The following is a 22,257-nucleotide window of genomic DNA, read 5'->3' on the forward strand; positions in this document are numbered from 1 at the left end:
GCTATGTTCTGCCGAACATCTTATCCAGCTCTTCAAGCGAAAGTTTGATGATAATTGGGCGACCGTGTGGACAGACATAAGGCATTGAAGTAGCAAAAAGCTGGTCAATCAGCACCTGCATCTCGTGTGCGGTGAGTCGATCTCCTGCCATAATCGAGCTGCGGCACGCATATGAGGCAGCCAATCTCTCCCTTTGCCCCAGCGAAAGCGTTTGCGTATAAGTTTGATACTGCTCAAGAATCTCTTGCAAAATGCGTTCCTCTGACCCCGGACGCACATCAGGCGGAATGCCCTCGACCAGTAGCGTGCGACTGCCAAACATTCGGAATGAAAAGCCCAGTCGAATCAGGTCATCGCGGATTTGTTCCAAAATCTCGGCTTCCCATGGTTTAAGCTCAATGCGGTGAGGAAAAAGCAGTTGCTGCGAATGCGGCACACCAGAATTCATAATTGCCAGCGCGCGCTCATAGAGAATGCGCTCGTGCGCAACATGCTGGTCAATAATCATTAGCCCCGACTTGATTTGTGTCAGGATATACTTGTTGTGAACCTGCCAAACAAATCGCTCATTGGTCTTCTCCTCCGGAGGAGCGGTGTCGGAAGGGAAGACAAGTTGCTGGGGCGAGTCAGGCAGTAGGCTTGAGCTGCTACGGTGCCGCTGGTTAGATGGTTCCGACGCAGTGGCTTGTCGGAAAGTCTGGTAATCTTCGTAGAGTATACGCGAAGTGCGGCTATCTCGGTCTGTGGTCTCGTAGCGCAAGCGCTTAGCCAGTCCAATGAACTCAGGCTCTACAGAGGAGGAATGCATTGAAATGGGTAACAAAGGCGCCTCAGACTTTTCTTCTAACTTGACAGTTGGTGCGTAGTCAATCTGCCGCACAGCATCGCGCACGATGGCATAAACCAAGTTATAGACATTGCGTTCATCTTCGAACTTCACCTCCATTTTTGAGGGGTGCACATTTACATCAATATGTCGCGGGGGCAGCGTGAGATGTAAGCAAAAGAACGGTTGCTGCCGTTCAAGAAGCAGTTCTCCGAAGGCTTGCATCACTGCGTGCGAAATGAGGCGGCTGTGCACCACGCGTTCATTGATGAAAAGAAACTGCTCATTTTTGCTGCGCTTCATCATAGCAGGCTTGCTAATGTAGCCCTTGAGCGAAAGAAGCGAATTGCCGCCTGAAACTTCAATGAGTCCTTTACTGAAATCTTGACCAAAGAAAGCATCAAGTCGTTCTGGCAGCGAGCCACTTTTGAGGCGAAAGACATCCTCCCCATCTGAGACCAGAGCGAAGGCAATGTCAGTATGAACAAGCGCCTGTGCTTGAACGGCTTCATAGATGTGCTTGAACTCCGTAGCATTTGATTTAAGAAATTTGCGCCGTGCAGGAATGTTGAAAAAAAGGTTACGCACGCTGACAGACGTGCCATCTGCGCCTTGCACAGCAGCCGTATCTTGGAGCATACCGCCCTCAATGCGCACTAGCGTTGCCACCGTATCTTCACGCCGCTTAGTTTTTAGCTCCACTTGCGCTACCGCAGCAATGCTGGCGAGAGCTTCACCACGAAAGCCAAGTGTATGCAAATTCTCCAAGTCTTCTACATCGGAGATTTTGCTAGTCGCAAAGCGCTCAAAAGCAAGCACGGCGTCGTCTGATGCCATGCCGCAGCCGTTGTCAATGACCTGAATGAGCGTTTTGCCTGCGTCTTTGACAAGAACCAAAATATCATCTGCACCCGCATCAATAGCGTTTTCCACTAATTCCTTCACAACTGAAGCAGGGCGCTGCACCACTTCACCAGCGGCAATTTTATTAGCAACTGCATCAGGTAGTTTCTTGATGAGAGCCATTGCACATCAAGTTTAGACAGGTAAGAGTCACTCATCACTGCACTCAACACAGTTTCTTAGCATCAGGTTCAGCGTGTGCCCGAAATTCAGTGGCACTGTTCAAAGAGGCGCTGACACTTTCCCGTAGAAGTTAAGCCAGTGTTGCCTTCCGTTCTCCGAAGAAAGCTGAAATGCAAAGAGAGAATTTTGGTGTTTGCATCAAAACAGGTTCGTGTTGCGTCTACGTTAAGTTTCTTTAGGATTTTTGAACGATTTTTTTCTTTTGTAAGTTTGCAGTTAGGGTAAAATCTCTTCATGGCAAAGACGGTAATTCTGACCGGTGGCACAGGACTCATCGGGTCAGAGCTCTTTAGGCAACTGCGCCAGCGGGGGGATAACGTAATTGTCTTCACGCGAGACCCCCAGAGGGCTGCAACGCAGTTGCCGGGCGCAGCGGAGTATGTTCATTGGGAGGCATACCAAAGCGAAGGAGGCTGGCAAGAAGCGCTAAGTAAAGCGGACGCAGTGATTCATCTGGCGGGCGCACCTGTAGCGCAACGCTGGAATGATGACTACAAGCGGCAAATCTACGACACACGCGTTCTAAGCACGCGCTATATAGTCCAAGCACTGGCGCGCGCTGCTAAGCGACCTTCCGTCTTCGTTTCTGGGTCCGCAGTCGGTTACTATGGCGTTCAGGGCTACGGGGAAGCCGTGCCAGCGCTGGACGAAAGTGCACCGCCTGCATCTGACTTTCTGGCTAAGGTTTGCATAGACTGGGAGAAAGAAGCGCTGGCTGCACAGGCACTCGGCGTGCGAACCGTTGTTGTGCGAACAGGTGTTGTGCTTTCTACCAAGAGCGGGGCACTGGAAAAAATGCTAACGCCATTTCGCCTGTTTGCAGGCGGTCCTATCGGCAGCGGCAAGCAATGGGTCTCTTGGATTCACCTTGATGACGAAGTCGGGATTTTCCTCTTTGCCTTAGACCGAGCCGATGTCAGCGGAGCGCTCAATGCTACAGCGCCAGAACCAGTGATGATGTCTGTGCTGGCGTCAACGTTGGGGCGAGTGTTATCACGACCGTCCATTTTTCCTGTGCCAAAAGCAGCCTTGCAAGTGCTCTTTGGCGAAGCGGCAGATGTGATTGCTGAAGGTCAGCGTGTCATTCCAAAGCGGCTCTTGGAGCTGGGTTATACTTTTCAGTATCCAAGACTGGAAGATGCGTTGCGGGACCTGATTCAGCGCGGAAAGTAGCAGCAGAGTGCGCTGAGCAAGCACCAAGTCAGGTGGCAATAGAGAGCTTAGTTATCAAGTCTGCAAATACTGATACTGATAACCAAACTTCGTTAGAACCATGGCGAAAAAGGGTGATAGTCAGCAATTGACGTTCCAGTACACTGAACTGGTCATCTATGGCGTGCTTTTTCTGGCACTGGTTGCCGCAGTGTTTGTGCTCAACATCAATCTTTCTACGGAAAGCCGCCGCGATGCTGAACAAATCTTTTGCGCTACTAAGCAACAAGAATACTGGAGCCGTGCTTACCGCAACTTGCTCAAGACGCAGACGACGCTGGCTGAGTATGAGCTAATTGCGGGCGACAGCACACAGTTTGCGCTAGCTGAACAGAAGCTCGCAACGATTGACACCAGTTTCCGTCTTTACCGCCGCTCCATTGAGGTCTTTGATGGCACAGTGAAGGCACTGGACAGAGGTGGCAAGATCATTTTGGAGGGCGTTGAGTATCAAATTGACCCTGTTAAAGATGAGCGCGCGCGCAAGTTTGTGATGGATATTGCAAGCAAATGGTATCCCCGCGCCGATTCCTTGATTGGTATTTCGCATCAGTATGAAGCCACGCGCAAGATTAACCCTGACATGCTACTAGCAGCAATTGATTTTGCTGTGCAAAATGATGAGCCGATTCTTGCCGATAACCGCGACTTTATCGTCAAGCTCGGTGAGCTGGCTACCGAGCGACAAAACCGCCTGCAAACTATTCAGGTCTTTGCGCTCTTGGCAAGCATTCTGGTGTTTGCTGCAATGGCTGTGCGGCTGACGATTTCACTGAGAAAGCAAGCCAAAATCATTCAAGATTCCCAGAGTCAGCTGGTGCAGTCCGAGAAGATGGCTTCGCTCGGTCAGATGGTCGCAGGTCTGGCTCACGAAATGAATACCCCGCTTGGCTTTGTGCGCAACAATGTAGAAATCATTGCGGAGAATGAAAAAGAACTGCAGGCAGTGTTCCAGAGCGCCAGCAGCGTTTTCAAAGATCTTGCGAGAGGCAACTATGAAGAGGTAGAGAAAAAGATTCCTGAGACCGTCAAGAAGTTAGATGAGCTGGAGCAAATCGGCGTAGTTGAAGAAAACAAAATGATGATTCAGAGTGCCTTGCAGGGTATTGACCGCATTCAAGAACTAATTGTCAATCTCAAGAACTTCTCTCGCCTCGACCAGTCTATGATGCAGATGGCTGATGTCAATGAGTGCTTAGACTCCACACTGGTGATTGCAAACCATCTCTTGAAGCGCCATGTAACGGTTCACAAGGAATACGCACAATTGCCGAAAGTCCTCTGTGCGCCAGCCCAGCTAAACCAAGTGTTCCTGAATCTGATTTCCAATGCAGCCTATGCGATTGAAAAACACAAAGGGCAAGGTAACATCTGGTTGAAGACCTACATTTCACCCAAAGCTGCCGAGGTGGTCATACAAATCTCAGACGATGGTATGGGCATACCAAAGGAGATTATCAACAAAATTTTCGACCCATTTTTCACGACCAAGCCAGTAGGTCAAGGCACGGGTATGGGGCTGTCTATTTCACGGAAAATTATTGAAGAAGGGCATAAGGGTCGTATTGAGGTGAAGAGTGTAGTCGGCAAAGGTACAGACTTTTTCATCTACCTGCCGATGAAGACTGAAATCAAGGAAGAACGGGTGTTTGAAAACGTGCCAGCGCTCAACTAAATTTGCTTAGCATTCGCAAAAAACCGCTGGAAAAGATATATTTTCGCAAAACTCTTCAAACAGGGTGAGAGTTCTATGTCTACAAATCCGCAAATCAATCTGCTCTTGGTTGATGATGAGCCACTAGTGCTGCAATCGCTCTCGGCAACCTTCCGTAGGCAGTATAACATCTTTACGGCAACAAATGGCAAGGATGCAATTGAGATTGTCCGTCAGAATCAAATCCATGTCGTTCTGAGCGACCAGCGTATGCCAGGAATGCTGGGACATGAGGTCTTGCGTATCATCAAGACAATAAGTCCAGGCACAATTCGGATTTTGCTCACTGGCTACAGCGACCTTGATGCGATTATGAACTCCGTGAACTCGGGCGAAGTCTTCCGCTACCTTACGAAGCCTTGGAAAGTTGACCAGCTTCGTGAGACCGTAAGTGCGGCTGCTGAAATTGCGCTCAAGGTCAGTCAGGTCTATCCTGACCGCTCGGAGATTTTGAAAAACAAAGCGAATGTGCCTGTGGAGGAGCTGGTTGAAGAAGAGCCGCCACCGCCACCAAGCGAACAGCAAGGCTATTTGCTCATCGTAGAATTCAACCGCGAGCAGCTGAACACGATGACAAAGGTCTTTGAGAAGAAGTATAAAGTTCTGCCAGCTGGCTCAATTCAGGAGGCATTTGATTTGCTTTCTAAAAATCCTGTGGAGGTGATGGTGACAGACCTTAACTTGAACAGCGAAGATGGAATGGATTTTCTCTATGCGGTCAAGCAGGAGTATCCTGACATCGTGACGATTCTCCTGACACAGGTGCGAGATGCCTTGCTGGCTATTAAGTCTATCAATGAGTTTCAGGTCTATCGCTACCATGTCAAGCCGTGCTCTGTGGAAGACTTGGATAAGACTATCCAGCTTGCGTTTGCAAGGGCACGCACCTACAAGACACAGCCCACGCGCAACATTCACGCCGTAGCTCAAAAAGTTGCGCCGAAGCTCATTGAGCAACAAGCTACAGAGAAAGGCAACTGGTGGCGTGAAAAGCTCCGTGCTGCCAAAAAGCTCTTTGGCGTTGGGTAACCACTACTCTGCTACACTTTTGGGTCGCTCCCTCTGGGCGACTTTTTTATTTTTGCACCACTTTCATCAGCTTTAACTTGGCAAACTTGACAGTATGTATCGTGTAGCGCTCTCAGAGTTTGAAGGCCCACTTGACCTTCTACTTTTTTTCATCAAGCGCGATGAGCTAAACATTTACGACATTCCGATTTCCAAAATCACAAGTGACTTTTTAGCATACCTTGATGCACTGCAAACACTAAACCTTGAAGTGGCGGCTGATTTCATCTACATGGCATCGGTGCTAATGAGCATCAAAGCCAAAATGCTTTTGCCACGCCCAGAGTCATCAGACGGAGAGTTAGATGAATTTGACCCACGCACAGAGCTAGTGCAGCGACTTTTGGAATACAAGCGCTACAAGGAAATGGCACTGGCGATGCAAGCACTGGAAGAGCAGCGGCGCAAGCACTTTGCGCGCACACACTTTGAGTCAATTGATGCTCCCATTGTAGATGAATCATCGCTTAGGCGTCCTACGCTTTTTGACCTCATCCAAGCCTACCAATATGCACTGTCGCACATTCCCAAAAAGACGGTGCACGAGATTCCACGCGTTCCCGTTACTATTGAGGAGCAAACACAGAAAATTTTAGATCGCCTTTCACAGACTATCCAGCTGTCGTTTCGAGAGTTTGTGCAAGATGCGACCGAGCGAATTGTGGTGATCGTAACTTTTCTGGCTATCTTGGAAATGGCAAAGTCACACCTGATTCACATTATTGTGCGCGACGACTACAGTGACTTCTGGGTGACCAAAGCGACATAAAAACTAACCCACCTGTATGGCTGAAATTGCAGCGTTCAGAGGTATTACCTACAATCCAGAGCGCATTGCTTCATTCGAAGATGTGCTCTGTCCACCTTACGATGTGATTTCAGAAGAAATGCAAGCGGCGCTGTATGCAAAGTCAGAATATAATGCGGTGCGGCTTGAGCTGCCCAAAGAAGAAAATAAGTATGAGGCAGCAGCTGAGCGACTCAGCCAATGGCTGGCAAGCGGGGTGCTGAGGCAAGATGAAAAGCCCGCAATCTATCCCTATCACCAGACTTTCACAACGAAAGAAGGCAAAGTCTATACGCGAAAAGGGTTTATTGCATGCTGCAAGCTCTACGAATTCAGTGAGGGCATCGTATTGCCCCACGAGAAGACACTTTCGGGACCGAAAAAAGATCGCTTGCAACTCTTTGTTAAGACTCAGGCAAATATCAGCCCAATCTTTGGACTTTATAGTGATGCAAAGAAAGAAGTTGAAGCCGCATTAGCGTCTATCACTGACTCACAAGCGCCCTTCATTGATGCAATCGATTACCAGCAAACGCGCAATCGCGTCTGGCGATGCACACATACTGGCATCATTGAGCAGGTGGTTGCAACGCTGCGAGAAAAGCAAATTTTCATCGCCGATGGGCATCACCGCTATGAAACGGCGCTGAACTATCGCAACTTGCGGCGCGCAGAGAATCCACATCATCAAGGCAGCGAAGCCTATAACTTCATTATGATTTTCCTAACCAATATGTTTGATGAGGGCTTAGTGGTGTTTCCAACTCATCGGCTCGTGCATAGCCTTCCGCAATTTGAACTAAGTGACTTGCTGCATCGTTTGCAAACCTACTTTCGCATCGAGCCGCTGCCTGACAAGCTCAGTCTAAAAGCCTTTTTAGCAAGGCATCTGCATCACGCCTTTGGGGTCGTTGCGAAAGGCCAAATTTGGGGCTTGCACTTAACCTGCGATTTGGAGACCGCCATTCCCGATGCAATGCCTGCGGCCTTGAAAACCTTAGATGTAACGCTGCTTCATCACCTTATCATCGGCAAATTCTTAGGCCTGTCGCCGGAGGCGCAAGCATTGCAAACCAACCTCAATTACTCGAAGGATATGGATGAGGTCTTTGAGCAAGTAGAGCAAGGCAAAGCACAGCTGGGGTTCATAATGAACCCAACAAGCGTAGCTGAAGTAGAGGCAGTGTCCAAAATCGGTGAAGTAATGCCACAGAAATCCACTTTCTTTTATCCGAAAGTGCTCACAGGCACAGTGATGTATCGTCTGGTGTAGTCAGTGTAGCGTTACATTGCTGACTGGCATAGGGACGGGTAAGAAACTTTCAGAAGCAGGTTCGAGATTGTAAGAGAGCAAGCAGGCATGTATCTTGAGATTTCAATTCAAAACTAACGGAAGGCTTTAACAAGCAAAGTAGAACATGTTGACGCTTCTATCGATTTTCTTTCTACTGGCACCGCCAAGTGGAAATCCAAACGAAACGCCGAACCCACTGATTCAAATCGTGCCACTTATCCTGATTGTGTTGGTCTTTTACTTCTTTATGATTCGCCCACAACAGCAAAAGGAGAAAGAGCGTCAGAAGGCGCTTGATGCCTTAAAGAAGGGCGATAAGGTAGTAACTATAGGTGGATTGCATGGCACGATTGTGGAAATCAATCCAGAAAAGAAGACCGTCGTCATTCAGGCTAGCGAAAATGTGCGGCTAAAATTTGACCGCTCTGCTATTGCAACGGTAGAAAAGACAGAGACGGCAAATAAACTCGAGCCTAAGGATTAAGCCAATGAGACGGGCGAAACTGGTGTTGGAAAGTGGTGATGTGTTTGAAGGCATTGCTTTCGGATACGATGCAGAAGCCGAAGGCGAGGTCGTCTTCAACACCGCATATACGGGCTATCAAGAGATTCTGACCGATCCCTCCTACGCAGGTCAAATTGTCGTAATGGCCTATCCACTAATTGGCAACTACGGTGCAAATCAGAAAGATGTAGAGTCGGCGAAGGTCTGGGCTGCAGGGCTGATTATTAAAGAGCTTTCACCGATTGCGAGCAATTTTGCGGCTGAACAAACGTTGGAAGAATTTTTAGTTGCACACCGTCGCCCTGGCTTAGCCGGTATTGACACGCGCAAGCTGGTGCGGCTTCTACGCAAGAAAGGGGCGCAGCGTGGCATTATCACAACTGCAGAGCAGAGCCTTGATACGCTGGTTGCCCGCGCGCGGAATCTTCCAGAGATGGTTGGACTGGATTTGGCAAGCTATGTCTCGACAGCAGAACCATATGAGTGGGAGCGCTTGGAGACAGCGCAGTATCGCGTGGTGGCGTTTGATTTTGGCATCAAGCGTAATATCCTGAACTTGCTAAGGCAAGTAGGCTGCAAAGTAACTGTAGTGCCAGCTCGAACAACAGCTGAAGAAGTGCTGGCGATGCGTCCCGATGGCGTGTTTCTCTCCAACGGTCCCGGAGACCCTGAGCCACTCGGCTACGCTATTGACACGATTCAACAACTTGCAAACCCGAAATTTGCTAAGCGAGAATTGCCAATTTTTGGTATCTGCTTAGGGCATCAGCTTTTGGCGCTTGCATTTGGCGCAGAGACCTACAAGCTCAAGTTCGGACACCATGGTAGCAATCACCCTGTCAAGAATTTGATAACTGAACAGATTGAGATTACTGCACAAAATCACGGCTTTGCGGTCAATCGCAAGTCTATGCCTAAGCAACTGGAACTCACGCACCTAAATCTCTACGATGAGACCGTAGAGGGCTTTCGGCACAAGAGCCTGCCGATTTTCAGCGTGCAGTATCACCCAGAGGCATCGCCAGGGCCACACGACTCACATTACCTTTTCACACAGTTTACAAGGTTGATGGAGGAGTATCGCGACTGAGGGTGAGAGGTGCAAATTGCCTGCACTTTTTGCATGCGTCTAAACCGCTTTGCAATGCAGCAGCATATGCGCCTTTGGATTGAGGCAAAAGAGCAGTAAATTTTCGTAGCATTTTTTGCGTTAATCCTCTCTGCTGAACGCAGCAGCTGTAACAAAGAATGCTTCAAACTAAGAAAGGTAGTAACGTAGTATGGCAGTTGAGACACAGAACCCGAAAACCGCCGCAAAACTTCCCTACTTTGCAGGCTTCCAGAGTGCAATACGGCGCATCTTAGAATACAAGTGGCGACCCGGAATGTGGGCGTGGCTTTTGCACCGCATTTCTGGCATTGGAATGGTGATTTACCTCATCATTCACATTTTTGGCTTGCGGGCGCTGTATGACCCTGCTAAGTTCGATGCCCTGATGAGTTCATATCGTAGCCCACTCTTCAAACTGGGTGAGTTGGCGCTGCTGGCAATCGTGACCTATCACTCCATCAATGGCTTTCGTATCGTGATGGTAGATTTTCTGGGCTGGTCGCCTAAGCAAAAGAGAATGTTCTACGTAACGCTGGTGCTATCTGCCCTTATCATTTTGCTCGGTGGCTATCCGATTGTTGCCCCATATTTTATCACGCCGCTCTTCAAATAAGAGAAAGGAGTTTTGAAAATGAAGCGAGAAGCAAAGCGAAGTGGTGCTTTCGGCTGGTTTTTTCAGCGCATTTCAGGCATTTTGCTCTTAGCTACGCTCATTGGGCACTTCTGGGTGCAACACATGCCCACCGACTACCTCGCTGATGAAGAGGAATACAGGCAAATTCGTGCAGCCTACGCCGAGAAATATCCTGAATACAAAAAAGCGGTGGAAGCAGGATTGATTACTGATCCAAAGTTAGGTGAACATATCATTACCTACGAAAAAGTAACCAAGCGACTGTCTAATCCACTCTGGAAAGTCTTTGACTTACTCTTTCTCATCTTTGGGCTGTATCACGGTTTTAATGGTATGCTCAACATTATTGACGACTACGCTAAGCATCAAGGTGTGCGACTTACACTCGTAGCAACTTGCTGGGTGCTGGCAATTTCGCTGTTTGTGATTGGGGCACAAACTGTGCTGACCGCAGGTCCATACAATCCACCAAGTTTTAGCCTGAGCCAACTTTTGCCAAACTGAGCGTGGGACAATAGAGACAATGGAAGCCGTGATTGAAGTAGCGCCGTCAGAGTATGAGCTTGAACGTGGGAAGCCAGTGCCAAGCAGGAATCACGGAAAAATACAGGCAAGGCTATCTCAAGTCTTGCTAAATCGTTACGGCACACAGTATGACATAGTGAGTGAAGTTACACTGGCTTTGCCAGAAAAAGATGCTACACCTGATTTAGCAATCTATCCAAAGCGTCCCGACGACTGGCAGCATGACGAAGTGAAAGTGACGGAAGCACCGCTGTTAGTTATGGAGATTCTTTCTCCCGCGCAGCGACTTTCAGAATTGGAAGAGAGAGTTCAGCAGTATCATCGTGCAGGAGTACAGGTAGTCTGGGTCATATTCCCGTCACTGCGTATGATTGCAATCTACTCGGCAAAAGAGCGGCCTATAGTAGTTGCAAGCGGTGAAGTGAAAGATGAACAGACAGGTGTCCACATTACGATTGAAGAGCTTTTCGGCGCATAGTCGTCTGGGAAAATTTCTCTAATGCAAAATTCAAACGAAGCGCAGGGAGTATGGCAGTATTTAACCACGAAATAGTCATTGTAGGCGCAGGGCTGGCTGGACTACGTGCCGCCGTGGAGGCTGCAGAGTATTGTGATGTAGCCGTTATCTCGAAACTGCATCCTTTGCGGTCTCATTCAGGAGCTGCACAAGGTGGTATTTGCGCCGCGCTTGGCAATGAAGAAGAAGATTACCCTATCTGGCATGCTTTTGACACCGTAAAGGGTTCAGACTACCTTGGCGACCAAGATGCGATTGAGATTATGTGCAATGATGCCCCACGCGCCATCATTGAGATGGAACACTTTGGCGTGCCTTTTTCACGCACGAAGGACGGCAAAATTGCACAACGTCCGTTTGGTGGGCACACGCGTAATTTTGGCGAAGCACCTGTCCGCAGAGCCTGCTATGCAGCCGACCGCACAGGACACGTATGCCTCCACACGCTGTATGAACAGTGCATCAAGCGAAAAGTGCGCTTCTACAATGAGTTCCAAGTGCTGGATTTGTGTGAGACCGATGGCGTAATCTGCGGTGTGGTAACCTACAACATCCGCACGGGCGATATTGACCTCTTTCATGCCAAAGCCGTAATGTTTGCCACAGGTGGATTTGGGCGAGCTTACAAGACCACTTCAAATGCTCACGCCAATACAGGAGACGGGTTAGCAATTGCTATGCAGCACGGTATTCCGCTCGAAGATATGGAATTTGTGCAGTTTCATCCTACAGGACTATATCGCTTGGGTATTCTGGTTACGGAAGGTGCGCGCGGGGAAGGCGGCGTGTTGCGCAATGCAGCAGGTGAGCGCTTTATGGAACGCTATGCGCCCACAGTTAAAGACCTTGCACCGCGCGATATGATTTCACGTGCAATGTATCTGGAAGTGCGTGAAGGGCGCGGTGTGGGCAAAAATAAGGACTACATCAACCTTGACCTTACGCACCTTACGCTGAAGCAAATTGAGACGAAACTACCAGAAATTTCTACTTTCGCGAAAATCTACTTGGGGGTGGATCCATCAAAGCACCCAATCCCTGTACAGCCGACTTGCCACTATGCAATGGGGGGCATTCCCACTAATGTGGATGGGCGCGTGCTATATAATGCAAAAAACGATGTAAAGGTAGGCTTTTGGGCAGCAGGAGAAGTGGCTTGCGTATCGGTGCACGGTGCTAATCGCTTGGGCACAAACTCACTCTTGGATCTAATTGTGTTTGGTCGCCGTGCAGGCAAGGATATGGTCAAGTTCGTGCAAGAGACCAAAGGCAAGATGCCACTGCCAAAAGATGCAGATAAGAAGGTGCGAGAAAAGCTCAATGCAATTCTTTCACGCACGCAAGGAGAAAGCGTGGCGAAGATTCGAGAAGACTTGCAACAGATGATGATGGATAAGGTTGGGGTCTTTCGCACCGAAGAACTCTTAGCAGAAGCCTGCCGCGACATTAAGAAGTTGCGTGAGCGCGCAAAAAATGTGGTGGTGCAAGACAAAGGCAAAGAGTTTAACACCGATTTGCTCGATGCAGTTGAGCTGCAGTTTATGATTGAGTATTCTGCTACGATTATTGAGGGGGCATATCACCGCAAAGAGTCACGCGGCGCACACGCCCGTGAAGATTATCCCAAGCGTGACGATGCAAACTGGCTCAAGCATACGCTCTGCCTCGTGCATGAAGATGGCAGCACAGAAATTTCCTACAAACCAGTCAATATGGCACTGGCAGAACGTGATTGGGAGTATCGTGACAAATTCGTCCCGAAAGAGCGAAAGTATTAGAGCGAGAGTTTGCTACGCACAAGAAAGCGAACTGACTCCAAGTTCGCTTTTCTTGTTTCTGTGCAAGCCTATGCTTCCTTACTTCGTTGCAAAAATGAACAGATACCACCCAATTTTAGATGCAAGTGCCTGTTCCAACCAAAGGGGAATCCACTTGCCGAAGCGATACTTGCGCAGCGGGAAGTGAGCAACTTTCATTTCAAGGTGGGTAAAGCGTGAAAAGAGCTTTTCTATTTCGTGCTTTGTGTAGACATATGCAAACGGGCACTCAGGGCCGTCCGTGCAGTGGTGCACAAAGTTTTCTGATTTCAAGTATGACCAACCTTGCCGCAAGAAATTCTCGTAGTGCAATTGCCAAATGCTTTTGTTGCTGTTGCCCCTAATGCCTAACAGGTTCTTGTGCAATCGTTCACGGTCGGAGCGATGCTTGCCAAGCCGCAGCAGAATTTTTAGCAGCACGCGCGCACGCATATAGAGCATAATGCGCACGTAGTAATTGAAGCTATGCTTGTGATAAAGCATAATAATAGCCCGACCTCCTTTTTTCAGGACACGATACACTTCATTGAACGCGTTGATGGGATTCGGGGTGTGATGCAAGACACCATGTGAATAGACTATATCAAACTGTTCGTCTGCAAAGCTCAGACTCTCTGCATTCTCCACTTGGAAGGTGCCAGATAGGTTCATCACCGCGAAGTGCTTACGTGTAGCTTCCACAGCGGTTGGCGTAAGATCAACTCCCGTATAAATTGCACCGTGCTGCGCAAAGAGCACACCGTCAGCGCCATTGCCACAGCCAATTTCTAAGACCGATTTGCCTCTGGCTTCTGCAAAAGGCACAAGCTGCGGAATGTGCCACTCGACTTGGTAGCGAAAGGCACGATATTTGTCGTAGAACTCTTTGTCGTCCCTGAAATCCTGAATGAAGTGAGTACCGCATGCCTCAGTGTTCCAAAAGGCTTGCACGGATTTTACAGGTGACTCTGGTTCGAACTCCGTTGGCGGCATACACTATCTCTTGACTTTTTTAGACATTATTGCACCCCCGACTTGATGTCCAGCGGCAAGCATTGCTTTGTATCTCTTTTGGTCTTTAAGCAAGGCGATTGCAGCTTTAAGCTGTTTGTCAGATTTTAAGCCAGCAATTAGCCCAGCTTGGTCGCCGTAGTAGCGGGTGAGAATTTCTCGCTCCAAGACGCTAAGAATGCGTGATTTCTGACGCAACAGCTCTTTTTCTTTCTCAGCGGAAATCGCAGCTTGCAGATCTGCAATTTGCTTGCGAAGGTTTTCATTGTAATCGTATCGCACAGCAATTTCTGAAAGCTCTGCTAACTTTTTTTCGCCTTCTGAATCGTAGAGAAAATTGTCGCGGTCAAGGAAGGCTCTAAATTCAGCAAAGAGCTTGTCATCAGCTTTGAAATCTTTGGGCAGATTCGGGTGCTTACTGCGGTATTGATTGGCAAACTTAAAGAAGGCAGAACGGCGATATAGCGCCGACTCGACAACGGAAGGCACATCATCAGGTACTTCTAAATCAGGGGTAATGCCTCCACCATCATAGACAATGCGTCCGCCTCTGGTCTTGAAAGCTTGACGCACCGTATCAGGCTCATTGACAAAGACAGAACGCTTCCCTTCGCGCTTATTGCGATGGAAATAATCCACTTCCTGAATGAGCCGACCGGAAGGCGTGTAGTATTTCGCCGTCGTAATTTTAAGTGAAGTGTTGTAAGGCAAGCGTGTGATGGTCTGCACCAGTCCCTTACCAAAAGAGCGTGTGCCTACTACTACGCCACGATCCAAGTCCTGAATAGCCCCAGCTACAATTTCCGACGCTGAAGCGCTGTTGTTGTTAATAAGCACAGCAAGGGGCGTCTCTTTGAGAAGAGGAGGCGTGGAAGAAACATATGTCTTGACGCGTAGAGAGTCGCGTCCGCGTGTAGTTACAATCACGCTGCCTTGCTCGACAAACTTACCCGCAATATTGACCGCTGCATCTAAGAGACCACCTGGATTGCCACGCAGGTCTAAAACTACGCCCTGCAGAGATTTTCCTTTCGCGCGTGCAGAATCTTGCAGTGCTTGCAAGGCGTCAGCCACTTCATTAGCTGCATTGAGGCTGAATCGCTCTAAGCGAATGTAGCCGATGGTTTCATCGTCAATAAGACCCGCATATGGCACATTTTTAATCTGAATTTCACGACGAATGAGCGTAAACTCCAATGGGTGGCGTTCTCCTTCCCGCTCCACTGTAATTTTGACTTCAGTGTTAGGCTCGCCTTTAATCAGTGCGCGCACCTCAGAGACATCTTTTCGCCGCACATCCATCCCGTTGACCTTGATGATTCTATCGCCAATGCGCATTCCAGCCTTCTGCGCAGAATAGCCATCAGTAATGGAATAAATCACTACACCACCTTCACGGTCAGAGCCAATTGAGACCCCAATGCCCGCATACTTGCCCGTTGTCAGCTGGTCGACATCTTCCGATTGCTCTTCGTCCATAAACACAGTGTAGGGGTCTAAGGTCGAGAGCATACCGTCAATGCCTGCGCGCATAAACTCGGAGATGGAAATTTCATCAACATAATTCATCGCAATTTCACGATAGACTTTGCCAAGCAGCTCGATATTCTTGGCGATTTCAAAAAAAGAGTCAGATGGACGGATAAAGCCTGCCCCGACCACGAACACCGACACGGCAAGCAAGATGGCAACAAGGCGCGTAGCCAAAGGATGTTTCTTCATCGTTGCAAGAGAGTTTGAGCTATTATGTGTTACAGACAAAAAAGATAGGTTAGAACAAGACCTTTCGCTCAGCCCAAAGATAGCCGACGGCAGCTACAAACAAAAGCAAGAACGGCCAAAGTGGAAGAGCAACTCTGCGCTGCACCACTTGAGGCGGTCTATGTGCCTGCGGACGCAGGAAATTGGTGTAATGCTGCGTGAAAGCGTGCCTCACTAGCGCACGCTGTGCAATGCGGGCGGTTTTATCAAACACATAAAACCACATCGTGTAGCGTCCGTCGGAAATTGCGTGCCAGCCAGCTTGACGTGCCCAGAATGTGCCGCGCCAGATAGTTGGCTCGTGCAAGTCCTGTATCAGAAAAAGAGAATCTTGCATAGTGCCTGCTCGCACCACGCTAATTGGGAAAGGTGCAAGCGTGCGGAGTTCAAGCATGAGTGGCTGATCCACAACGGGTAGCACAGTTAAGAGTCGCCACTCTGGCTGTGTTGCGTTAGGACGAGCAAGGTTTTTCAGAATCGTCGACCAATAGGCAGCATAAAGCTCACTTCGTCCTGCTAACGCCCAGCGATAAGTGTCTTGGACCGTGCTGCAACCTAAGTGACCCAGTCCGTGCACTTTTGCGATTGCAAGCGGACGCTCTGCAGCATCGTGCGCCAAGACTTTGCTGCGCCCATCGCTTCTTAGCAGTGCAGTTACAGCAGGCAAGGGTGGCACATCTGATACAGGAAAGTCTCTAATGTGAACCTTTGCATCGTGCAAGTCGTCTGGCACAGTGGCGGCAGCAGGCACGCCAAACAAGCGTAACCACTCTGACGAGATTCGCTTCAGCTCAGCGGCATCATTCAAAAAGAGAAAGACGCCTAATCCGTTCTCAATGGCGCGCCGAAGTGCTATGCATTCCCCTGCGGAGAGTGTGGCGAGCGAAGAAGCATCAAGCAGGAGCACATCAAAATCTTGTAGCAGTGTTTCCGTCAATGCGTTAAGTGAGCGAGCAGAAAGGTTCAAAAACTCTGAGAAAGTGTTCTCTTTACTGATTGTAGTGCGACTGGCAACATGGTTACCACGCGCAGCAAGCCATGCCTTAAGCTGACGGGTCTCAAAGTTAGGAGCACTTTCTATCAAAAGCACGGTGATTGTATCAGCAGGCACAACGGAAATAGGCACAACTTCTTGCCAGAGTGTATCACCTGATGCAGTGCGGCTGAATAGCGTGTAGAGATATTGCCCCGTCTGCTTGGGCGTGGTAGAGAACTCAAAGCGTGTGTTCCCGATTGGCTGCAGTGGTAGAGAATCCAGAATTTGTGAAGCACTGGCAAAGCAAAGCATCGTCGCTTCACCGCTGGCTTGATAGTATAGTCCGCGAACAAAGACTGGCTGACCAAATGAGACAGAGGGTGGCACAGAAATCCAGCGAAATCCACTTGGCACATCGGCGAGAAGAAGGCTGATGTCGAAGGGCGCAAGGTCAGTAGTATCACTATGCTCAAATCCCCAGCCGAACACAATAAGCTTATGCACATCAGGGAAATGTCGGTGGAGAAACGCAAGGTCAGGCACAGGCGTGATGCGCAGTGTGTGCTCAACCCGCGCACTGTCTTGCAAGCTTTGCCACACGGACGGACCGAGCGCAAAGATATGAGAGACTTGAGCTGTGTCAAGAAAGCGTGTAAGGCGAGAGAGGGAAAAACCTTCCGTCAGTAAGACAGCCTCGGTCGCAGGCACTCTAAGCACACGTGAGGGCTGCAGGGCGAGCATAGAAAGAGAAAGAACTGCAAGAAAAGTTGCAAGAAGTCGCCAGAGAAGATGCCGACGCTCAGGACGCTGCCATTCGCGCCAAAAAAGCCAAGCAAGCAGTGCAAGACTGGTAGCGAGCACAAACCCGCTATATGCGCTGGAAAATTGCAGTTCGCTCACTGAATTTGACGAATGGAATTGAGATACATGTGCCCAACACTGGAAGGTAGAGATGAAGGCTGTGAGACAGAAGACTCAGCGGGTGGAAGAAGTGACAAGAAAGCGTGCTCAATTGGTTCAAGCCAGCTACTTGCAATAGCTGCTTTGCGCTCCAGGGTGCTGAGTGTGCGGCGCAGCAGGCTGAGTGCTCTAAGGTATTGCGTAGGCTGATGGCGTGCAGCTTCTGCCAGTTGCATGCCGCCTTGCTCTAACGCATGCAAGTCTATGCCAGTCAAGATGTGTCCAGCCTTTGCCTTTTGCAGCGCGGTCAGGGCAGCACGAACAGGCTGATACGCATCGGGCAAGGTAACAGTTTGCTCCGAGAGGCGAGACTGAATGTTCTCAAGCTTGCCTGATAGGCGCTTTTCGTCAGGTTTTAGTGGAGGAGGCTCAAATCCCATTCGTTGCACATAGAGCCGAGATTGATGCTGCAAGGTTTTTAGGAGTCGCAAAGCTTTAAGTTCGAAGGGCAGTGCTTCGGCAGGTCGATGCATTCTTAGATAAAGTTCAGCCTCCCACATTTCTGCCAGTGCCGCTTTAAGTTGCGCCTTAATGTCATCGGAATAAAATGTAGCACCCTCTTCGCTGTCGTGTATGTGCATAAAGCGGCTCATTATTTTCTCGACCGACTCCGAACCCAGACCTTTTTCAGCTGCATCGCTTGATAGTTTAAGATGCCCGCAATGCTCATCGTGAATGTGACGCACAAATTTCATCAAAGGGTGCATCACTGAATCCTTAGGGGTAATAGCATTCATCACTTCCTCAATATCTGTGCCGCCGATAGCAGACTCAAATTCCTCGCCTAAAAATTTACCGTAGCGCAAGCGCAAGACCTTCTGGTCAACCCCGATTGCTTCCGAGCGGCGATTGAACTCTGCTTCAGAGAGCAATGCTTTTTCGCGCAGCAATTTTTCAGTATCAATGATAATCTGGCGCTGGCTGCGGAAGTATTCGGGCTGTTCAGCAATCGGTAGCGACATACTAAACTCGCTGTCCGTATCTGCTGTGTCTTTGATGAAAACGAAGTGCGTCTCGGAACGGGTGCGATGCGGTTTCGGCTCATATGTATCAAGCGCTTCAACAAAAAAGTAGAGTTCATCGCCAGGCGAAAGTCCCAGTGCCACCAAATCAAGCCGAAGCGAATAAGTCTCACCAGAAATTGCTGCAAAAGGTAGACGATACTCTTTGAAGGTGATGTTTTCGCCCTTGCCGTGCGCAGTGGTTACCACAACGCTGGCAGTACTGACGCAGTAATCATCTGAAATATGAGCTTTGAGCCACACTGCAGGGCGATGCAGCATATCCACTTCACTGCGAAGCATGGGTTCAGAAACCACAATTGTAGGGGCTTGGTCAGGTTGCATCTCAAGCGTATAAAAATCGCTGGTATGCAGTGCGCCTGCACTGTCTGCAAATTCTAACGTGTAAAATCCACTGGCGTTTAAGACTGTTTGGCCAGCAAAGTGGCTCTGGCTATAAGGATAGAGCAGAAGCGTGTCACGCGCATTGAAAACAAGACGTGCCCACAAAGTTGGCTGTGAGAAGTGTAGTTCAAATAGCGCAGTGCTGCCCTGAGGAAACGAGATGTTCGGCTGTGAAAGACGTATGGTAGGTTTGCCAGTGTAGTGTGGAGGCACTATTGTAATGTGAAAATGCGGCACATCGGCTGGTAGTGATGACGACAAGCGGGTAGCAGTGGAAGGGGATTTGGTAGTGTGAAGGCTCTGAACAAAAACATGTGTGCCGAAAATACATAGCGCACAAATGATGCCTACAGCAGCGCGCAAGAGGGCTGGTCGAATCGGATTGGGTAACAGCGCGCGAAACTGCACAGCGGAAAGCCGATTACAGATGCGCTGACGCTGCAAGCGTTGCAGGGGAGGCAAGTCATCAGGGTGGGCTAAGAGCAATTCAGCGCTCTCTTCCAGCTCAGGGCATACACGGTTCAGATGCTGGGCAACTTGTGCAGGAGTAGCCCACGATACTTTTCGCAGAAAATGCAGCACACCGCCTGTGCCGACTGCAAGTGTAAACCAAACCAAACTGAGTCCCCAAAGTGGTAAAGCAACAAACCAACTTGTTAGTGCAAGCGGCACAAGTGAAATGCCGGCGCTGCTCAGAACAAGGCCGACAAACTGCTTGCGATTCCACTCGTGCGTGAGTGCGTGCAGCATGTCAGATGACATGGGACTTGCGTTGTGAAAATAGGCGTTCAATGATAAACAAAATCACGGCGAAAATCCAGATAGGAAGTGTTAGGGACTGGCGTGCGGTGTGGGGGGGCGTTAGGAATGGAACACGGTGCAGGCTATCGTGCTGCGGCAGGCATTGCAAGTGCGTAATGCGGCGCAAATCGTTTTCAGCGGTGATGGAAGCAGGTTCTTCCAAAAGCGACATCAGCCACTCAGGGAAAGCTGGGCTAAGCACAAAGTCGCTCCACTCGGGTGAAAAGCGGCTATGAAACGCATATTGCTGGTTTGGGCCAACCTTGCTTGCTTCAAGAATCGGCTCACCAAAGTCATCATACCAGAGTGCAAGGTTCGAGGGCGAAGCAGGCGTACGACGCCAAAGCGCAATGCGCTCCCCTGTGGAGGTTAGAAAACTCTGTTGCACTGCTTTGCCTTGCGTGCGTGCATCAAAGAAAATTTTTGTCTTGCCGCGTAGCGATGAAAACAGTGAGTCTGGGACGGGGGCGCTCGAGAGCCAAAAAATCAGTGATGCGGTGCTGAGCAGTGGCAAGGAACGTGTGCGCACAACTTTCACCGTGCGTTTTAATCCCTCACTGGCTGCTTTGATGGCTAACTCGAGATATTCAGCATCGCGCTGGCGAGAGTCCTCATAAAGGATTGCCACAACTTGTGGCGCCATGGGGGGCATCACAGTGGTGTGACGCATCGTTGCGGCTGCAGCACTTTGCAGCGCTGCTTGAAAGCGTGTGTAATGTGGGGTGCTCTCTCCTGTAATGACCCATACGCTATCATGTCCAATGAGTCGTGCCGATTGAACCCAAGTCTTTTGCTCACTTAGCGTGAAGGTGTGCCACTGCACCCTTCGGCGTAAAGTAGGTCTGGTGCCGTAAAACTGCAGCAGTCTGTCGCTAGTAAGTATCCAGAGTGATGATGAGAGCGGCAGTGCAGCATCTGCCTCTTGCAGAAGCGACCAGATGGATTCACTGGCTAAGGCAACGCTATCGTACTCTTTGAAGGGTGGAAAATCAGCAGCAAGCCAACGAAGTTCTACGCCTGATGCTCGAAGCGAATCCAAAAGTAGAAAAAAAGTCTTGTCGGTTGTGTGGTAATATAGTTCAGGGCTAATGAGTGCCCAGCTCTGGCTGCGCTTCGCATGGCTGGATGGATACCAGACAGGGTCAGCCATCAACAGCACCAACGCACTAAGCAGCAGAAGTCGCAGCGTTAGTAGAAGCCACTCGCTGGGTTGCCAGCGCCGAGAGGTAATTGATTCAGTCTCTCTTAGAAACTTAATTGAGCCAATCTTGACAATCGGGGCAGTGCGACTGCGAAGCAGATGAATAATCAGGGGTATGGTAAGCGTAGCAAGACCAAACAGTGCCCACGGCGAGAGCAATTCCATCATAGTTTTTTGCGTGCGTTGAGAAAAGCCTGTAGCGCTCTATCCAGTGGCTCTTGAATCAGAAAGCGATGGTAAAAGATGCGATGCTCCAAAAACTTTTCTCGCAGTGAGGATAGATGCGCTGTGAATGCAGCTTGATAGGCTTGGCGTATGGCTTCGGTTTGCACAGGCACGCGTTCACCTGTCTCCAAGTCTTCAAAAATAGCGGCTGCAGGTTGCAAGAGTGTAAGCTCATTAGCGCCAAGTAGATGGCAGAGCAAGACTTCGTTGCGCTGACCTGCTAATTTACGCAGAGCTGTTTGCAGCTCTTCGGTGTGTTCATGTAAATCACTAATGAAAACAATTAGCTCACGATGGCGCAAGGGACGGAGCACGGTCTCGAGCGTATGCCACTCGCCCCATTTACTTTGTGCAGTCAATGATTCCAGCGTGTGCAAGATTCGGTGCAAATGTTGTGGATGGTGGCGTGGTTCAATGCATACTTGCTGCTGTGAGTTCAAGGCGGTTAGAGCAATTGCATCACCTTGATGATGTGAAAGGTAGGCTAGTGATGCCACAAGGAAGCGTGCGTAGTCAAACTTGGAAAGCCCATTTTCTGTATGGTTCATTGAGGCACTGCTATCGAGCATAAAGCGAATGGTAATGCTGGTCTCAACTTCGGACTCACGCACGAAGAACTTATCGGAGCGCGCATACACTTTCCAGTCCACTTGCCGAAGGTCATCACCCGGCTGATAGCTGCGATACTGACTGAATTCCAAGCCAATGCCAGAGTGCGGGCTGTGATGCAAGCCTAACATAAAGCCGTCGACGACGGTTTTGGCAACAAGCTCCAAGCGTGCAATTGCAGCCAGCGCACGCGGGTCAATAAAGCGATAAGTGTGAACAGACATTCTGGCAA

Annotated in this window: 18 protein-coding genes; 11 read left to right on the plus strand and 7 right to left on the minus strand. The window is 49.4% G+C overall.

Features of this window, described 5'->3' with window-relative positions; genetic code table 11:
- Position 1: 1 nt before the first annotated feature.
- Positions 2-1,852, minus strand: coding sequence for a DNA mismatch repair endonuclease MutL (gene mutL, locus NZM05_02505; protein MCS7012491.1), 1,851 nt, complete (start codon positions 1,850-1,852; stop codon positions 2-4).
- Positions 1,853-2,146: 294 nt separating this feature from the next.
- On the opposite strand from mutL, the gene NZM05_02510 reads away from it, so the two are divergent.
- The 11 genes from NZM05_02510 to sdhA all read left to right on the plus strand — a co-directional run bounded on the left by NZM05_02510 (position 2,147) and on the right by sdhA (position 13,057).
- Positions 2,147-3,085, plus strand: a complete 939-nt coding sequence (locus NZM05_02510) for a TIGR01777 family oxidoreductase (GenBank protein ID MCS7012492.1) — start codon at positions 2,147-2,149, stop codon at positions 3,083-3,085.
- A 127-nt stretch (positions 3,086-3,212) separates the two neighbouring features.
- Positions 3,213-4,799 carry an ATP-binding protein gene (locus NZM05_02515; protein MCS7012493.1) on the plus strand — a complete coding sequence of 529 codons (1,587 nt, stop codon included), beginning with the start codon at positions 3,213-3,215 and terminating at the stop codon, positions 4,797-4,799.
- A gap of 75 nt (positions 4,800-4,874) precedes the next feature.
- Positions 4,875-5,867, plus strand: coding sequence for a response regulator (locus tag NZM05_02520; protein ID MCS7012494.1), 993 nt, complete (start codon positions 4,875-4,877; stop codon positions 5,865-5,867).
- A gap of 94 nt (positions 5,868-5,961) precedes the next feature.
- Positions 5,962-6,675: a segregation/condensation protein A gene (locus tag NZM05_02525; GenBank protein ID MCS7012495.1), complete on the plus strand. Its 714-nt coding sequence runs from the start codon at positions 5,962-5,964 to the stop codon at positions 6,673-6,675.
- A 16-nt stretch (positions 6,676-6,691) separates the two neighbouring features.
- Positions 6,692-7,966, plus strand: coding sequence for a DUF1015 domain-containing protein (locus NZM05_02530; protein MCS7012496.1), 1,275 nt, complete (start codon positions 6,692-6,694; stop codon positions 7,964-7,966).
- Between the two features lie 145 nt (positions 7,967-8,111).
- A complete protein-coding gene (gene yajC, locus NZM05_02535) occupies positions 8,112-8,471 on the plus strand; it encodes a preprotein translocase subunit YajC (protein MCS7012497.1) in 360 nt (119 codons plus the stop codon).
- Between the two features lie 4 nt (positions 8,472-8,475).
- Positions 8,476-9,582, plus strand: coding sequence for a glutamine-hydrolyzing carbamoyl-phosphate synthase small subunit (gene carA / locus NZM05_02540; GenBank protein MCS7012498.1), 1,107 nt, complete (start codon positions 8,476-8,478; stop codon positions 9,580-9,582).
- A 190-nt stretch (positions 9,583-9,772) separates the two neighbouring features.
- Positions 9,773-10,216 carry a succinate dehydrogenase, cytochrome b556 subunit gene (gene sdhC, locus NZM05_02545; protein ID MCS7012499.1) on the plus strand — a complete coding sequence of 148 codons (444 nt, stop codon included), beginning with the start codon at positions 9,773-9,775 and terminating at the stop codon, positions 10,214-10,216.
- 18 nt (positions 10,217-10,234) lie between these two features.
- A complete protein-coding gene (gene sdhD, locus NZM05_02550) occupies positions 10,235-10,741 on the plus strand; it encodes a succinate dehydrogenase, hydrophobic membrane anchor protein (protein MCS7012500.1) in 507 nt (168 codons plus the stop codon).
- Between the two features lie 19 nt (positions 10,742-10,760).
- Positions 10,761-11,240, plus strand: coding sequence for a Uma2 family endonuclease (locus tag NZM05_02555; GenBank protein ID MCS7012501.1), 480 nt, complete (start codon positions 10,761-10,763; stop codon positions 11,238-11,240).
- Between the two features lie 50 nt (positions 11,241-11,290).
- Positions 11,291-13,057, plus strand: coding sequence for a succinate dehydrogenase flavoprotein subunit (gene sdhA, locus NZM05_02560; protein MCS7012502.1), 1,767 nt, complete (start codon positions 11,291-11,293; stop codon positions 13,055-13,057).
- Positions 13,058-13,135: 78 nt separating this feature from the next.
- Here the strand turns inward: sdhA and NZM05_02565 are convergent, their stop codons facing one another.
- The 6 genes from NZM05_02565 to NZM05_02590 are packed head-to-tail and all read right to left on the minus strand — an operon-like array spanning position 13,136 to position 22,249.
- Positions 13,136-14,068, minus strand: coding sequence for a class I SAM-dependent methyltransferase (locus tag NZM05_02565; protein ID MCS7012503.1), 933 nt, complete (start codon positions 14,066-14,068; stop codon positions 13,136-13,138).
- 3 nt (positions 14,069-14,071) lie between these two features.
- Positions 14,072-15,808, minus strand: coding sequence for a S41 family peptidase (locus tag NZM05_02570; protein ID MCS7012504.1), 1,737 nt, complete (start codon positions 15,806-15,808; stop codon positions 14,072-14,074).
- A gap of 49 nt (positions 15,809-15,857) precedes the next feature.
- Positions 15,858-17,723: a hypothetical protein gene (locus tag NZM05_02575; protein ID MCS7012505.1), complete on the minus strand. Its 1,866-nt coding sequence runs from the start codon at positions 17,721-17,723 to the stop codon at positions 15,858-15,860.
- Positions 17,720-19,951 (minus strand): DUF4175 domain-containing protein, encoded by a 2,232-nt coding sequence (locus NZM05_02580; GenBank protein ID MCS7012506.1) that lies wholly within the window; start codon positions 19,949-19,951, stop codon positions 17,720-17,722. Before NZM05_02580 ends, NZM05_02575 begins: the two co-directional genes overlap by 4 nt.
- Entirely contained in the window at positions 19,941-21,359 is a 1,419-nt protein-coding gene (locus NZM05_02585; GenBank protein MCS7012507.1) for a BatA domain-containing protein, read from the minus strand. The genes NZM05_02580 and NZM05_02585 overlap by 11 nt, the downstream gene beginning before the upstream one ends.
- Entirely contained in the window at positions 21,356-22,249 is an 894-nt protein-coding gene (locus tag NZM05_02590) for a DUF58 domain-containing protein (GenBank protein MCS7012508.1), read from the minus strand. Before NZM05_02590 ends, NZM05_02585 begins: the two co-directional genes overlap by 4 nt.
- Positions 22,250-22,257: the final 8 nt, after the last annotated feature.

This window comes from Chloroherpetonaceae bacterium (assembly GCA_025056565.1).
Lineage (GTDB): Bacteria > Bacteroidota > Chlorobiia > Chlorobiales > Thermochlorobacteraceae > Thermochlorobacter.

Bases quoted from the DNA above. Each gene is read 5' to 3' on its own strand.
- NZM05_02530 (MCS7012496.1), top strand. From the start codon at position 6,692: ATGGCTGAAATTGCAGCGTTCAGAGGTATTACCTACAATCCAGAGCGC.
- sdhD (MCS7012500.1), top strand. From the start codon at position 10,235: ATGAAGCGAGAAGCAAAGCGAAGTGGTGCTTTCGGCTGGTTTTTTCAG.
- NZM05_02510 (MCS7012492.1), top strand. From the start codon at position 2,147: ATGGCAAAGACGGTAATTCTGACCGGTGGCACAGGACTCATCGGGTCA.
- NZM05_02580 (MCS7012506.1), bottom strand. From the start codon at position 19,951: ATGTCATCTGACATGCTGCACGCACTCACGCACGAGTGGAATCGCAAG.
- carA (MCS7012498.1), top strand. From the start codon at position 8,476: ATGAGACGGGCGAAACTGGTGTTGGAAAGTGGTGATGTGTTTGAAGGC.
- NZM05_02585 (MCS7012507.1), bottom strand. From the start codon at position 21,359: ATGATGGAATTGCTCTCGCCGTGGGCACTGTTTGGTCTTGCTACGCTT.
- NZM05_02570 (MCS7012504.1), bottom strand. From the start codon at position 15,808: ATGAAGAAACATCCTTTGGCTACGCGCCTTGTTGCCATCTTGCTTGCC.
- sdhA (MCS7012502.1), top strand. From the start codon at position 11,291: ATGGCAGTATTTAACCACGAAATAGTCATTGTAGGCGCAGGGCTGGCT.
- yajC (MCS7012497.1), top strand. From the start codon at position 8,112: ATGTTGACGCTTCTATCGATTTTCTTTCTACTGGCACCGCCAAGTGGA.
- NZM05_02525 (MCS7012495.1), top strand. From the start codon at position 5,962: ATGTATCGTGTAGCGCTCTCAGAGTTTGAAGGCCCACTTGACCTTCTA.
- NZM05_02520 (MCS7012494.1), top strand. From the start codon at position 4,875: ATGTCTACAAATCCGCAAATCAATCTGCTCTTGGTTGATGATGAGCCA.
- sdhC (MCS7012499.1), top strand. From the start codon at position 9,773: ATGGCAGTTGAGACACAGAACCCGAAAACCGCCGCAAAACTTCCCTAC.
- NZM05_02565 (MCS7012503.1), bottom strand. From the start codon at position 14,068: ATGCCGCCAACGGAGTTCGAACCAGAGTCACCTGTAAAATCCGTGCAA.
- NZM05_02555 (MCS7012501.1), top strand. From the start codon at position 10,761: ATGGAAGCCGTGATTGAAGTAGCGCCGTCAGAGTATGAGCTTGAACGT.
- NZM05_02590 (MCS7012508.1), bottom strand. From the start codon at position 22,249: ATGTCTGTTCACACTTATCGCTTTATTGACCCGCGTGCGCTGGCTGCA.
- mutL (MCS7012491.1), bottom strand. From the start codon at position 1,852: ATGGCTCTCATCAAGAAACTACCTGATGCAGTTGCTAATAAAATTGCC.